Below are 12,102 nucleotides of genomic sequence, written 5' to 3'. Positions count from 1 at the left end.
CTTTGTGAAAAACTGCATATCAGCCAGGAGTCAACTACCTGACGGCGGGCTGAAGCACCATTAACATTGCCTCCCAAACTGCTCATGGCCCGTCAAGTTGTTCCCCGTACGCTGCTTCTCGGAGGTACGACATGAAGAAGCTTCTGATGATCCCCGCGGCCATGCTCCTGAGCACCGCTGCTGCGGCCCCCAAGATCAGCGCGCAGAGCATCATCGTGAACCCGGTGGAACCCGACCTGAGTGTGAGTGTGCGGGTCGACAAGGACAACACCGGCAACGGCAACCCCACCTACCGCGTGGGTGAAAACATCCGCATCAGCACCACCGTGAACCGGGACGCCTATGTGTACCTGTTCAACGTGGACGCGACCGGTGAAGTGACCCAGATTCTGCCCAACCGCCTGAGCGACAGCAACTTCGTCAAGGCGAACACCACGGTGACCTTCCCCGAACCCGGCGCGAACTTCACCTTCACGGTGGGCAATGACCTGGGCCTGAACAAGGTGCTGGCGCTGGCCAGCCTAACGCCGCTGAACCTTGACCAACTCAGCACCTTTAAGAGCCAGCAGGACCAGTTTGCGACCGTCAACGCCAAGGGCCAGCAGCAGCTCGCCCAGGCCCTGAGCATCGTGGTGAACCCCATTCCGCAAAACAGCTGGGTCACGGATACCGCCTTCTTCACGGTGGTGGGCCGCACCCCCGTGCAGACCGGGAGCCTGTTTGTCGGGACCAACGTCCCGAATGCGACGGTGATTCTCAACGGTCAGCGTCTCGGTTCGGCCAACACCACCTTCAGCAACATCCGGCCCGGCACCTACCCGGTGCGTGTGCAGGCTCCGGGCTTCCGGGACTACACCACCACCATCACGATTCGCGCAGGTCTGACCACCAACCTGAACGTTGAGTTCGCTCAGATCGTGACGCCCGCCCCCGCGCCGGTGAACGAGGTGACCCTGTCCATCCGCAGCCCGCTGAATGGTGCCCGCGTCTTCGTGGACGGCCGTGAGGTCGGAACGATCCGCGGCGGCAGCCTCAGCGTCGAGGTCGACCGCGGCAGCCACGAGGTGGTGCTCATCGCCCCCGGCTACCGCACCTTTGTCCAGACCTACAACGTCCAGCGCGACAGCCAGATCACCGTCACACCGGCCCGCTGATCCCCATCCCCCGAACACCCCTGCCCGTTGGCGGGGGTGTTGTGCTTATGGTCCCTGGTCCAGCAGGTCATGGAGGACTCGTGCCGTCATCCCCCAGATGTCGTGACCGCGCCAGGGGTAGTGGTACACGGGGACCTCCCGTCCACCGGGCAGCGTGCGCGTTTCGCGCAAGGGCGTGAGGGCACGCAGTTCAGCGAGGGTCGGCATGATGATCTGTGCGACTTCCGCAGTGAGCGTGAGACGCGGTTCGGCAGGAATGCGGGCCAGCACGGGCGTCACGTGAAAACCGATGGGGGTAAACACGTCGTCGAGTTCCCCGAGCACGGTGACGAGGCAGGGCTCAAGGCCGACCTCCTCCTTCGCCTCCCGCAGGGCGGCCTGCACGGGAGTCTCGCCCACCTCCAGGCTGCCTCCCGGAAAACTGATCTGGCCGCGGTGGGTGGGCAGATCCGCCGAACGCACCGTGAGCAGCACCCGCGGATCGGGTTCGCGGGTCAGGGCGACGAGGACGGCGGCACGGCGGTACTCGGGCAGGTGCAGCGGCTCGCGGGTACGCCCTTGAAGCCATACGGCCCAGGGGTCATCCAGCGCGGCCTCAAAGGGGTCCGGGGTTCCGCCCTGCCGGGTCACAAGGGCACTTCCGAATCCGGCAGGGCCCGCAGCCGGGTTTGGGTACGCTCCCGCAGGGCCACTTCGGGGTCAACCCCGAGCTGACGGGCCCAGGAAACAACCGCTGCCAGGACGTCCGCGACGCCCGCTGCGGCGTCGGGGGCCGACCGCAGAGCGGCTTCCACGCCTTCCCGTCCGGCCTTCTCTTGGCAGAGCAGCTGCTGCGCCCGCGCTTCACGGGCCAGCGCCCCCAGGGCCGCAGGGACCCGCTCTGCCGCGCCGCGCGGCCGTCCCCCGCGTTCGGCGGCCTTGATCGCCTCCCAGTGGGCAGTCACTTCGTCACGGCTGGCAACCCTGACGGTGCCAAACACGTGCGGATGCCGCCGCCGCAGCTTTTCAACAATGCCCCGCTCGATGTCGGCGTACGTAAAGGTGCCCTGCTCCTCCGCGATCACAGCGTGAAAGGCCACCTGCAACAGCACGTCACCCAGTTCGCCGCACAGAGCTGCGGGCCCCTGCGTGACCGCGTCGACAGCCTCGGCGGCCTCCTCCAGCAGGTAGGGCCGCAAGGACTCGTGGGTTTGTTCACGGTCCCAAGGGCAACCATCGGGAGCACGCAGACGGCGCAGGGTCAGCAACAGGTCTTGCATACCCCATGCTAGCGGGGAAAGGCAGACCGTACCGCAGGGCTGGCCGTCGCGGATGCCCTACAGCACCTCGAACAGCCCGGCGGCACCCATGCCGCCCCCCACGCACATGGTCACGACGACGTACTGCACGCCCCGGCGCCGCCCTTCGATCAGGGCATGCCCGACCAGGCGCGCTCCACTCATGCCGTAGGGGTGACCGATGGCGATCGCACCACCATTGACGTTGAGCTTGTCGTCAGGAATGCCCAGCTTGTCCTGGCAGTACAGCACCTGCACCGCGAAAGCCTCGTTCAGCTCCCACAAGCCGATGTCGTCCATGGTAAGGCCGAAGCGCTTGAGCAGCTTGGGAACGGCGTACACGGGACCAATCCCCATCTCGTCGGGTTCGACCCCCGCAACCGCCATGCCCAGGTAGCGGCCCAGCGGCCGGACTCCCCTGGCCTGGGCGAGTTCGGCGGCCATCACCACACAGGCGGAGGCTCCATCGGAAAGCTGCGAGGCGTTGCCCGCCGTGATCTGGTTGCCCTCACCGCGTACGGCCTTGAGGGCAGCGAGGCCCTCAAGGGTGGTGTCGGGGCGGTTTCCCTCGTCCTTGGTGAGGGTGACCTCCCGAAGAGAGACGGCGCCGGTCTCCTTGTCGGTCACCTGCATGCGGGTGGTGACCGGGATGATCTCGTCGTCAAACTTGCCCTCGGCCTGGGCACGGGCGGTGCGCTGCTGCGAGCGGAGGGCATAGGCGTCGCAGCGTTCACGGCTGATGGAGTAGCGCCGGCCCACCACCTCAGCGGTGTCGATCATCGGCATGTACACGCCGTTATGCATGGAGAGCAGCTCGGGATCCGGCGTTACCCGCATCTCCGGCGTCTGCACCAGCGAGATAGACTCGACGCCCCCCGCCACAATCACGTCCATGCGGTCAACGATGATCTGTTTGGCCGCGGTCGCAATGGCCATCAGCCCAGAGGCACACTGGCGGTCGATGGACATGCCCGCCACCTCCACACCGAGGCCCGAGCGCAGCGCCACATTGCGGCCGATGGTGGTCTGCACGCCCTGTTGCAGGGCCGCGCCAAAGATACAGTCGTCGATCTCGGCCGGCTGAACCCCAGCTCGCTCGACGGCAGCCCGCACAGCAAAGGAGGCAAGGGTCGGAGAGGGCGTGGCGTTAAAGGCTCCCCGGTAGGCCTTGCCAATGGGCGTACGGGCAGTGGATACGATGACAGCTTCACGCATGACAGAGCCTCCTCAACCGGGGCAGGCTGACCCTGCCCCCGGCGAACTTCAAGCGGCTTTTTCCCGGTCCCACTCGGCGAACGTCTTGCCTTCTTCGGCCAGCCGCTGGAGGAGCGGCGCGGGGGTTTGGCCGTACCGCTTCAGGGCCGCGACGACGTTGGCCAGGCCCACCTCATCGGCGTAGCCCATCGGGCCGCCACGGTAGGCGGGAAAGCCGTAGCCGTAGATGTAGATCACGTCGATGTCCCCGGCGCGCTGGGCAATCCCCTCCTCGAGAATCTTGGCGCCCTCGTTGATCAGCGAGTACAGCAGGCGCTCGGTGAGTTCCTGCGCGCTGAGTTCGCGGGGCTGAAGCCCCTTTTCGGCGCGGTACGCCTCGATCAACTGCCCAACCTCGGCATTGGGCCGCGGCTTGCGGTCCTCGCCGTAGTCGTACACGCCGCCCCCCGTCTTCTGGCCCTTGCGGCCCATCTCGACGATGCGGTCAAGCCAGCCGTCAGGCTTGGGAAGGCCCCGTACCTTCGCCTGATGCTGACGAATCAGGTAGCCCACGTCGAGGCCCGCCATATCGCTCATCTGAAAAGGCCCCATGGGCAGACCAAACGCGTTCATGGCGCCGTCCACGTCCTCAGGCCGAGCTCCCTCCTCCACCAGTTTGCGGGCCTCATCCCCGTAGCGGTGGATCATGCGGTTCCCCACAAAGCCGTCACAGACGCCCACCACCACCCCGACTTTCCCAATCCGCCGGGCGAGGGCCATGCTGGTCGCCAGGACGCGGTCACTCGTCTTGTCCGCGCGCACGATCTCCAGGAGCCGCATCACATTCGCCGGGCTGAAGAAGTGCAGACCGATCACCTGTTCGGGCCGCGTGGTGACGGCGGCGATCTCGTTCACGTCCAGGGTGGAGGTGTTTGTTGCCAGAATCGCGCCCGGCTTGGCGATCTCGTCCAGACGGCGGAAGATGTCTTTTTTGACGTCCATATCCTCGAAGACCGCCTCGATGATGATGTCGGCGTCCGCGAGATCCGCGAGGTCGAGGCTCGGCGTCAGCAGGCTCAGGCGCTGTTCAACGTCCTCCTGGGTCAGGCGGCCCTTCTTGGCGGTGTTTTCGTAGTTGCGCCGAATGGTGGCCAGGCCCCGGTCAAGCGCCTCCTGGGAGGTTTCCACAATGGTGACGGGAATCGAGGCGTTGAGGAAATTCATGGCGATTCCGCCGCCCATCGTGCCCGCACCGACGATGCCCGCCCGGCGAATCTCGCTGACGGGCGTGTCCTTGCTTAGTCCTGGAATCTTGCCCGCCTCGCGTTCGGCAAAAAAGATATGGCGCAGGCCGCGTGACTGCGGGGAATCCTTGGCCTGGAGGAAGAGCCGCGCTTCCTCCTCCCATCCCACCTGAAAGGGCTGGGTCGTCGCCAGCTCGACCAGATCGATGATCAAGCTCGGGGCGAGCTGACCGCGGTGGGTCTTCTTGATCCCCTCGCGAGCAGCGGCAAACACCTGGGGGCTCCCCCCCTCGACCGGACGCTCACTGACTCGGGGGAGCGGACGAAGATCAGCATGGGCGCGGGCAAAAGCCACCGCTCCTGCGCGCAGGTCGCCCTCTATGATCTCGTCCACCAGCCCGAGGGCCTGGGCTTCGGTCGCGCGAACAGGCGTGCCCGAGAGCATCATCTCCAGGGCTTTTGGCACACCCACCACGCGGGGCAAGCGCTGGGTGCCCCCCGCTCCGGGCAGCACCCCCAGCTTGACCTCCGGCAGACCCAGTTGCGCGTCCCGGGTGGCCACGCGGTAGGTGCAGGCGAGCGCGACCTCCAGCCCCCCGCCCAGCGCCGTACCGTGGATCGCCGCGACGGTGGGCTTGGGAAAGGCGTCCAAACGGGTGATAAAACCGCGCAGGTCAGGCGCCTGCTCGCGTGGAAGGTCAAAGGTCTTGATGTCGGCCCCCGCGATAAAGGTTCGCCCGCCGCCGATGATCACGACCGCCCGAATGCCTTCATCCGCCTCGGCGGCATCGAGCCCCGCATGCAACCCCTCCGGCACCCCGGGCGAAAAAGCATTCACAGGCGGGTTGTTGATGGTCAGGACGAGAACGTCACCCTCACGGGTCTGGTCAACGATGCTCATGTGCGCCTCCTCGTGGCTTGTGCTGACGTGTCGTCCCCCATGCTTCCACGCCGCCCGCCTCCGGTCAAATACGTCCACGTTCAGGATGTACGTGTGCGTTCACCCAGCGGGGAACAGTCGGGTATGCTCCTGGGCATGAGTGAAACCATGAAGGCCGTCGTGGTTGAGCGTCTCGGTCCTCCCGACGTGATGGAGCTGCGCGAGCTGCCCGTACCCCAGCCCGGTCCCGGCGAGGTGCGCCTTCGGGTCGAGGCGGTGGGCATCAACTTCGCCGACGTGCTCGCGGTGGCCGGCGAATACCTGACCCGCACGCGGGTGCCCTACACCCCGGGCATGGAATTTGCGGGCGTGGTGGACGCCCTGGGCGAAGGCGTGACGGGCGTCCAGCTCGGCCAAAGGGTCGCGGCCCTCGCCGGACGCGGCGGCCTAGCGGAATACGCGGTGACGCCCGCGGCGGCCCTCGTGCCCATTCCCGCCAGTCTGAGCGCCGAGCAGGCCGCTGCCTTTCCAGTCTCCTACTTCACGGCGTACCACGGCTTGAAAACGCTCGGACGGGGCCAGCCGGGAGAGTGGGTGTTGGTGCAGGCGGCGGCGGGAGCGCTGGGCACCGCTTCTGTGCAGCTCGCCAAGGCGCTGGGCCTGAACGTTCTCGCGACCGCCAGCACCGAGGAGAAGCTGGCGGTCGCTCGGAAGCTCGGAGCCGACCTGACCCTCCTTCAGGACGATCCCGAGCGCGTGCACAAGGCCCGGGAGGCCACCGGGGGCAAGGGCATTCCCCTCATTCTGGAAGTGGTGGGAGGCAAGAGATTTCAAGAAAGCCTCGACATGGCCGCCCACCGGGGCCGCATCATCGTGATCGGCAACGCCAGTCGTGAGCAGGCTCACCTGCGGCCCGTTGAGCTGATGAAACGCAACCTGACGGTGACGGGCCTGTGGCTGACCTCGCTGATGGGAGACGAGGAAGCTACCCGTGAGGCGGCAGAGGTCCTCACCCGGCTAGTCGCCAGCGGCCAGGTGGTGCCCCAGGTCGGACCCATCTATCCGCTGGCCGACAGTGCGCGCGCCTTCCAGGACATTCTGGACCGCAAGACGACCGGAAAGGTCCTGATCAGGCCCGGCCGTTAGGTCACCGCGCCGCCCCCGCGAGGTTCCTCCCCGGGACCCGGCTCCCTCTTCTGCTCCCCCTTGACAGGGGGACATTTTTAACAACAATGGGATTGTAACCGCTTACAAAACCGTGTGGGTCCCTCGCTTGGGTGGCTTGTGCCCGCTTTTGTAACCGGTTACAGAGCTCGCTCTCCCCCGGAGGAAGCGCTTTGACCGAGAGTTTTCCGCAACCCACCATCGACGATATTGCCCGGGCCAGCGGCGTGAGCAAGGGCACCGTCAGCCGCGTGCTCAACGGGCACGCCACCGTTGCGGCGGCCACCCGGCAGCGGGTGGAGGCGGTGATGGCGCAGCTGGGCTACAGTCCGGATCCGGTGGCGCGGCATCTTTCCTGGCGCCGGGGCCAGAGCCTGGGCCTCTTGCTGGAACGGGATGACCCGATGCTCAGCCCGTATCACGTGCTGCTGCGCCGCGCCCTCGAGCAGCACACCGCGCCTCGCGGCGTGCAGCTTGTCGACCTGCGAGCAGACCTGAAGCAGCTCAAGCGCCTGCCCAGTGCCGTGCTGGTCCTGCATGCCGTAGACCGGGATCCCCGCCTCACCCTGCTGCAAGAACGGGGGGTCCCGGCTGTGCTGCTGGGCCACCAGGCGGGTGCCTTTTGGGTCGCACCCGACGATGAGGGGGGCGCTGCACTCGCCGCCCAGGCGCTGCTGAAAGGAGGACACCGGCAACTGGCCTACCTGGGTGCTGGCCCCAGCCAGGTCGCGCAGGATCGTCAGCGAGGGTTTGAGCGCGTTGCTCGGCAGGCACAGGCAACCGTGACCGCCCTTCCGGCGGACTTCACGGTGCTGGGGGGCTACCGCGCGATGCGCCGCGCCTGGGAGAGCGGGCTACGCTTCACCGGGGTCTTTGCCCAGAGTGACGAGAGTGCCGTGGGGGCGATTGCCGCCCTCGAGGATCTGGGCGTGCGCGTGCCGCAGGACGTGTCGGTTGTGGGCTTTGACGGCCTGCCCGAGTTGCCTCTCCCCTATGCCCTGACCACCGTCGCGCAGGACATTCCCCGCATCGCTGCGACCGCCCTGGAACTGATGCAGGAAGCCACCACCGGACAGCCGCCGCGTGGTGAATACATCCCCGTTCGCCTCATTCCCGGCGCGACTGTGGCCCCGGCGGCACAGGCGCCATGTTCTGGAGGAACGCTATGAAAAAAGCTCTGTACCTCGGCCTCGCCCTGCTTGCCGCCAGCGCCAGCGCGCAAAGCACCAAGACCATCAAGATCAACGGGTATGGCGGCACGGACCAGACACTGGTGAATGACCTGATCAACCGCTTCGTCAAGCCGCAGCTGGCAAAAGAAGGGGTGACCGTCGTGTACCAGCCGCTTCAGGGCGACTACAACAAGGCGCTGACCACACTGCTCGCCGCCAATACCGCCGGGGACGTGATGTATCTGCCCGCCGAGACCCTCGACGGCTTCGTCGCGACGGGCAAGATTCTTCCCTTAAACGGCCTGGTGAGCACGGCGCCCTTTATCAAGAGCCTGAACACTGCGTTCACCCGCAACGGCAAGCTCTACGCGATCGCCAAGGACTTCAATACGCTGACTTTGGTCTACAACAAGGACCTCTTCGACGAGGCGGGCGTGGCGTATCCCAACAACAACGACACCTGGTCGAGCCTCGCCAACAAGCTGCGCCAGGTCAAGCAAAAGCTGGGCAGTGACTACTACGGCCTCTGCCTGCAACCCAACTGGGACCGCTTCGGGGCCTTTGCCTTTGCCACCGGCTGGCCGCAGTTTGGCCCGGGTGGCAAGACCAACCTCGCTGACCCGCGCTTTGCGGAGGCCTTTGGCTGGTACACCAGCCTGGCCAAGGACCGGGTAGGCGTGCAGCCCAGTCAGCTGTCCACCGATTGGGGCGGCGGCTGCCTGAAAACCGGCAGGGTCGCAGCGGCCATCGAGGGCGGCTGGATCGTGAACTTCCTGCGGGACAACGCGCCCAACCTGAAATTTGGCACGGCGCTGCTGCCCAAAAACGACAAGACCGGCAAGCGCGGCAACTTCCTGTACACCGTGGGCTGGGCGATCAACAGCGGCACCAAGAACAAGGCCGCAGCCCTCAAGGTGCTCAATATCCTCACCAGCCCGCAGGTACAGCAGTACGTGCTGGAGCAGGGCTTGGCCATTCCCAGCCGCACCTCGCTGGTCAACAGCGCCTACTTCCAAAAGCCGGAGGCCGGGGCACAAAATGCCAAGCTGGTGTTTCAGGGCGCTGATGACGGGTATGTCCGCGCCTTTACCTTTGGCCCCAAGGGACCGGACTGGGCCAAGCCCATCAATGAGGCGCTCGCCGCCGTGCTGAGTGGCCAAAAAAGCGCGGCCGAGGCGCTGAAAAAGGCACAGGCGGACATGACCACCTTCCAAAGCCGCTAAGCGCACGGCCGGTGGCTCGGGGCAGGTCTCCGGGCCGCGCCCCCCTTTCCCTCCCCGGAGAGTTTCATGTTCCGTAAAGGCCAGGCCACCGCGACCGCCTACCTGTTTCTTGCGCCCTTCCTGATCTCCACGGCGGTCTTTTTCTTCTATGCCTTCGGGCGAGCGATCTACTATTCCTTCACGGACTTCAACCTCTTTAATACCCCGAAGCTCATCGGGGTCCAGCCCTACGCGGCGGTGCTCGCCGATCCTTCGTTTCAGCGGGCGCTGGCCAACAGCCTGATCTTTGCGCTGATCACGACCACCCTCCAGACGATCTTTGCCCTGCTGATGGCGGTGGCGCTCAACAACAGGCTGCGCGGCATGACCTTTTTCCGCTCGGCCTGGTACATGCCCTCCATCACCAGCAGTGTGGTGATTACCCTGATCTTTCTGTGGCTGTTTCAGCAGCGGGGCGTGGTCAACTACCTGATCACCCAGTGGCAAACGTACCAACCCCTGCTGCTCACCTTTCTGGCCGGGCTGGTGGCCTCACAGGTGATTCAGGTTGTCGCAGAACGCCGCCGGGGCCTCCCCGCACGCTGGACGGACCCCGCGCTGGCCGCCGTGAGTACCCTGGCGGCGCTTGTGCTCACAGCGGCGCTGGTCTGGCTGGGCATCACCGAACCGCGCGATGTGCCGCCCTTCGACTATCAGTACTTTGCCGACAAGTGGATCACGCTGGGCGGCGTGCGGCTCCTGAGTATCCCGCTGCTGGTCATCATCATCCAAAACACCTTTACGACCGTCCCCACGCTGATGCTGTTTTTTCTGGCGGGCCTCCAGAACGTTCCCGCCGCGCTGTACGAGGCGGCGGAGATCGACGGCGCCACGCCCTTCCAGAAGCTGACGCGGGTGACGGTTCCGCTGCTGCGCCCGGTGACCTTTTATGTGGTGACCGTGGGCCTGATCGGCACGATGCAGATGTTTGACCAGGTGGCGGTGATCGGCTCGGCAGCCCCGCAAGACACCCTCGTGACGCTGGCGTACTACGTGTACGCCAACACCTTCAAGGCTGGGGCCGCACCGGTGAACCTGGCGGCGGCAGCAGCGATTCTCCTGGCCCTGATCATCCTGATGATGGTCTTTGTGCAGCGCCGCTTCTTTCCCGCGGAGGGGCGCTGATGCTCCTTCCCCCGCGGAGGATCCTATGACCGCCGTGCAGACCTCGCGTGCGCCTGCCTCCCCCCACAGCGATGAGCGCTGGCTGGCCCGCCGGCGCTGGGCCCGAGCAGGCTGGCTGTACGCCCTGATGCTGCTGCTGAGTTTCTTCTTTCTGGGACCGTTTCTGATGGGTGTTCTCAGCAGCCTCAAGGACAACCCCAACGAGTACCCGCCGCGCCTGATAATTCCGCAACTGACCCCCGAGTACATCGCCCGCGCCTACCGCCTGGGGGTGCAGGGCGGCGGAGGCGGCTGGCAGGGCGGGCTGTACCCCGGACGAACGGTGACCTTTGACGTGGCGGTGCGTTCCCCACAGGGCGCGCCGCAGGACCCACCCACCGTCGCGCTGTTTCCGTACCAACCCGTCAGCCTGGTAAGCATCACCCGGTACGCGCAGGCGCGCGACTTCGCTCAGGTGAGCCTGCAACCCACTGGAACAGCCGCTGAGGTGCGCACCTACCGGGTGACGGTCCGGTATCCGCCCCTCACTCGGCAGACGGGCCGTCTCCTCACCGGGCAGCTGACCGAGCCGGGCGAAACGCTCAGCGCACGCCTGGCGGGAGGCCAGGTTGTCCCCATCACGCTGGATACGCCGGAGGCGCAGGCCGTGCAGTACACCCTCGCGCAGTACCAGCCGGTGGAGCTGGTGGAACGCGGCGGGCGGTACTACCTGCGCGGGCCGGTGTTCGAGCGTACGCCGCTACAGGTGGACGTGCAGCGCGGGCAGACGCTTGTCAGCAGCACCCTGCCCCCCAGCGACCGGCAGAATTTCGGGCGCTCGCTCGCGTACCGCAACATCACGCCCGGCATTCTGGGCTACACCTTCAACAACTACCGCCGCGCCTTTCACGAGACCACCAACCCAGCCACCGGCCAGAGCCTGTTTTTTACCTGGACCCTGAACTCGTTCCTGTACGCCTTTTTGCGCGTGGCGGCCGCCGTGGTGTTCTGCTCGCTCGCCGGGTACGCTCTCGCTCGCCTGGACTTTCCCGGCAAGAATCTGCTGTTTGTGGGAGCGGTGCTGTTTGTGCAGATGGTGCCCAGCCAGGTGAACCTGATCAGCAACTACGTGCTTCTCAAAGATCTGAACCTGCTCAACATCTGGGGGCTTTGGCTGAATGGGCTCGTCGCGGCCGGCGGCGTCTTCCTGATGAAGCAGTTTTTCGAGGGCATGCCGCGCGAGCTCGAGGAATCCGCCGCCATCGACGGCGCAGGAGCCTGGACGACCTTCTGGCGGGTGATGCTCCCGCAGGCGGGTCCGGCGCTGATCGCGCTTGCCATCACCCAGTTTCAGGCCGCTTGGAACGACTTCTTCTGGCCGCTGGTGATCCTGCGGGAAAACACGAGCTTTACCCTGACGGTGGGGCTTTCGAACTTCCGGGAGCTGTATGGTGGGCAGGGTGACTACGGCCTCATTCTGGCCGGTGCCGTGCTGAGCGCCATCCCGGTGATCATCATCTTCGTGATCTTCCAGCGGTATTTCGTGGACACCGGCGCAGACAGTGCCGTGAAGGGCTGACCCGCCGGGCCGTTCCCGGCGCTCCTCCTGGTGCTGCTGTTCTCCTTTTTCTCCCCGCTTTGCGAGGTCTGC

General features: G+C 65.8%; 10 protein-coding genes. 6 read left to right on the top strand and 4 right to left on the bottom strand.

What is annotated here, in order from left to right; translation table 11 throughout:
• Positions 1-131 precede the first annotated feature (131 nt).
• On the top strand, positions 132-1,154 hold the full coding sequence (locus EI73_RS01035; RefSeq protein ID WP_034383259.1) for a DUF4384 domain-containing protein: 1,023 nt from the start codon (positions 132-134) through the stop codon (positions 1,152-1,154).
• Positions 1,155-1,199: 45 nt separating this feature from the next.
• Here EI73_RS01035 and EI73_RS01030 read toward each other — a convergent pair whose 3' ends face one another.
• The 4 genes from EI73_RS01030 to EI73_RS01015 are packed head-to-tail and all read right to left on the bottom strand — an operon-like array spanning position 1,200 to position 5,770.
• A complete protein-coding gene (locus tag EI73_RS01030) occupies positions 1,200-1,784 on the bottom strand; it encodes a CoA pyrophosphatase (RefSeq protein WP_034383257.1) in 585 nt (194 codons plus the stop codon).
• Positions 1,781-2,413 (bottom strand): MazG nucleotide pyrophosphohydrolase domain-containing protein, encoded by a 633-nt coding sequence (locus EI73_RS01025; protein WP_034383255.1) that lies wholly within the window; start codon positions 2,411-2,413, stop codon positions 1,781-1,783. The genes EI73_RS01030 and EI73_RS01025 overlap by 4 nt, the downstream gene beginning before the upstream one ends.
• Positions 2,414-2,470: 57 nt before the next feature.
• Positions 2,471-3,646 (bottom strand): acetyl-CoA C-acyltransferase, encoded by a 1,176-nt coding sequence (locus EI73_RS01020; RefSeq protein WP_034383251.1) that lies wholly within the window; start codon positions 3,644-3,646, stop codon positions 2,471-2,473.
• Positions 3,647-3,694: 48 nt separating this feature from the next.
• Positions 3,695-5,770: a 3-hydroxyacyl-CoA dehydrogenase NAD-binding domain-containing protein gene (locus EI73_RS01015; protein ID WP_034383249.1), complete on the bottom strand. Its 2,076-nt coding sequence runs from the start codon at positions 5,768-5,770 to the stop codon at positions 3,695-3,697.
• A gap of 135 nt (positions 5,771-5,905) precedes the next feature.
• On the opposite strand from EI73_RS01015, the gene EI73_RS01010 reads away from it, so the two are divergent.
• The 5 genes from EI73_RS01010 to EI73_RS00990 all read left to right on the top strand — a co-directional run bounded on the left by EI73_RS01010 (position 5,906) and on the right by EI73_RS00990 (position 12,030).
• On the top strand, positions 5,906-6,895 hold the full coding sequence (locus EI73_RS01010) for an NADPH:quinone oxidoreductase family protein (protein WP_034387426.1): 990 nt from the start codon (positions 5,906-5,908) through the stop codon (positions 6,893-6,895).
• A 191-nt stretch (positions 6,896-7,086) separates the two neighbouring features.
• Complete coding sequence (locus EI73_RS01005; protein ID WP_034383247.1) at positions 7,087-8,082, top strand: LacI family DNA-binding transcriptional regulator; 996 nt, start codon at positions 7,087-7,089, stop codon at positions 8,080-8,082.
• Positions 8,079-9,308, top strand: coding sequence for an extracellular solute-binding protein (locus EI73_RS01000; protein WP_034383245.1), 1,230 nt, complete (start codon positions 8,079-8,081; stop codon positions 9,306-9,308). Before EI73_RS01005 ends, EI73_RS01000 begins: the two co-directional genes overlap by 4 nt.
• A 66-nt stretch (positions 9,309-9,374) precedes the next feature.
• Positions 9,375-10,472: a carbohydrate ABC transporter permease gene (locus EI73_RS00995; RefSeq protein WP_034383243.1), complete on the top strand. Its 1,098-nt coding sequence runs from the start codon at positions 9,375-9,377 to the stop codon at positions 10,470-10,472.
• A 25-nt stretch (positions 10,473-10,497) separates the two neighbouring features.
• Positions 10,498-12,030: a carbohydrate ABC transporter permease gene (locus EI73_RS00990; protein WP_034383241.1), complete on the top strand. Its 1,533-nt coding sequence runs from the start codon at positions 10,498-10,500 to the stop codon at positions 12,028-12,030.
• The last annotated feature ends 72 nt before the right edge of the window (positions 12,031-12,102 follow it).

Origin of the sequence: Deinococcus sp. YIM 77859 (assembly GCF_000745175.1) — a bacterium.
GTDB lineage: Bacteria > Deinococcota > Deinococci > Deinococcales > Deinococcaceae > Deinococcus.
This window is presented reverse-complemented; position numbering and strand designations above follow the sequence as displayed.

Excerpts from the sequence above, each read along its gene's own strand:
- EI73_RS01035 (WP_034383259.1), top strand. The coding sequence starts at position 132 with ATGAAGAAGCTTCTGATGATCCCCGCGGCCATGCTCCTGAGCACCGCT.
- EI73_RS01025 (WP_034383255.1), bottom strand. The coding sequence starts at position 2,413 with ATGCAAGACCTGTTGCTGACCCTGCGCCGTCTGCGTGCTCCCGATGGT.
- EI73_RS01020 (WP_034383251.1), bottom strand. The coding sequence starts at position 3,646 with ATGCGTGAAGCTGTCATCGTATCCACTGCCCGTACGCCCATTGGCAAG.
- EI73_RS01015 (WP_034383249.1), bottom strand. The coding sequence starts at position 5,770 with ATGAGCATCGTTGACCAGACCCGTGAGGGTGACGTTCTCGTCCTGACC.
- EI73_RS01010 (WP_034387426.1), top strand. The coding sequence starts at position 5,906 with ATGAGTGAAACCATGAAGGCCGTCGTGGTTGAGCGTCTCGGTCCTCCC.
- EI73_RS01000 (WP_034383245.1), top strand. The coding sequence starts at position 8,079 with ATGAAAAAAGCTCTGTACCTCGGCCTCGCCCTGCTTGCCGCCAGCGCC.
- EI73_RS00995 (WP_034383243.1), top strand. The coding sequence starts at position 9,375 with ATGTTCCGTAAAGGCCAGGCCACCGCGACCGCCTACCTGTTTCTTGCG.
- EI73_RS00990 (WP_034383241.1), top strand. The coding sequence starts at position 10,498 with ATGACCGCCGTGCAGACCTCGCGTGCGCCTGCCTCCCCCCACAGCGAT.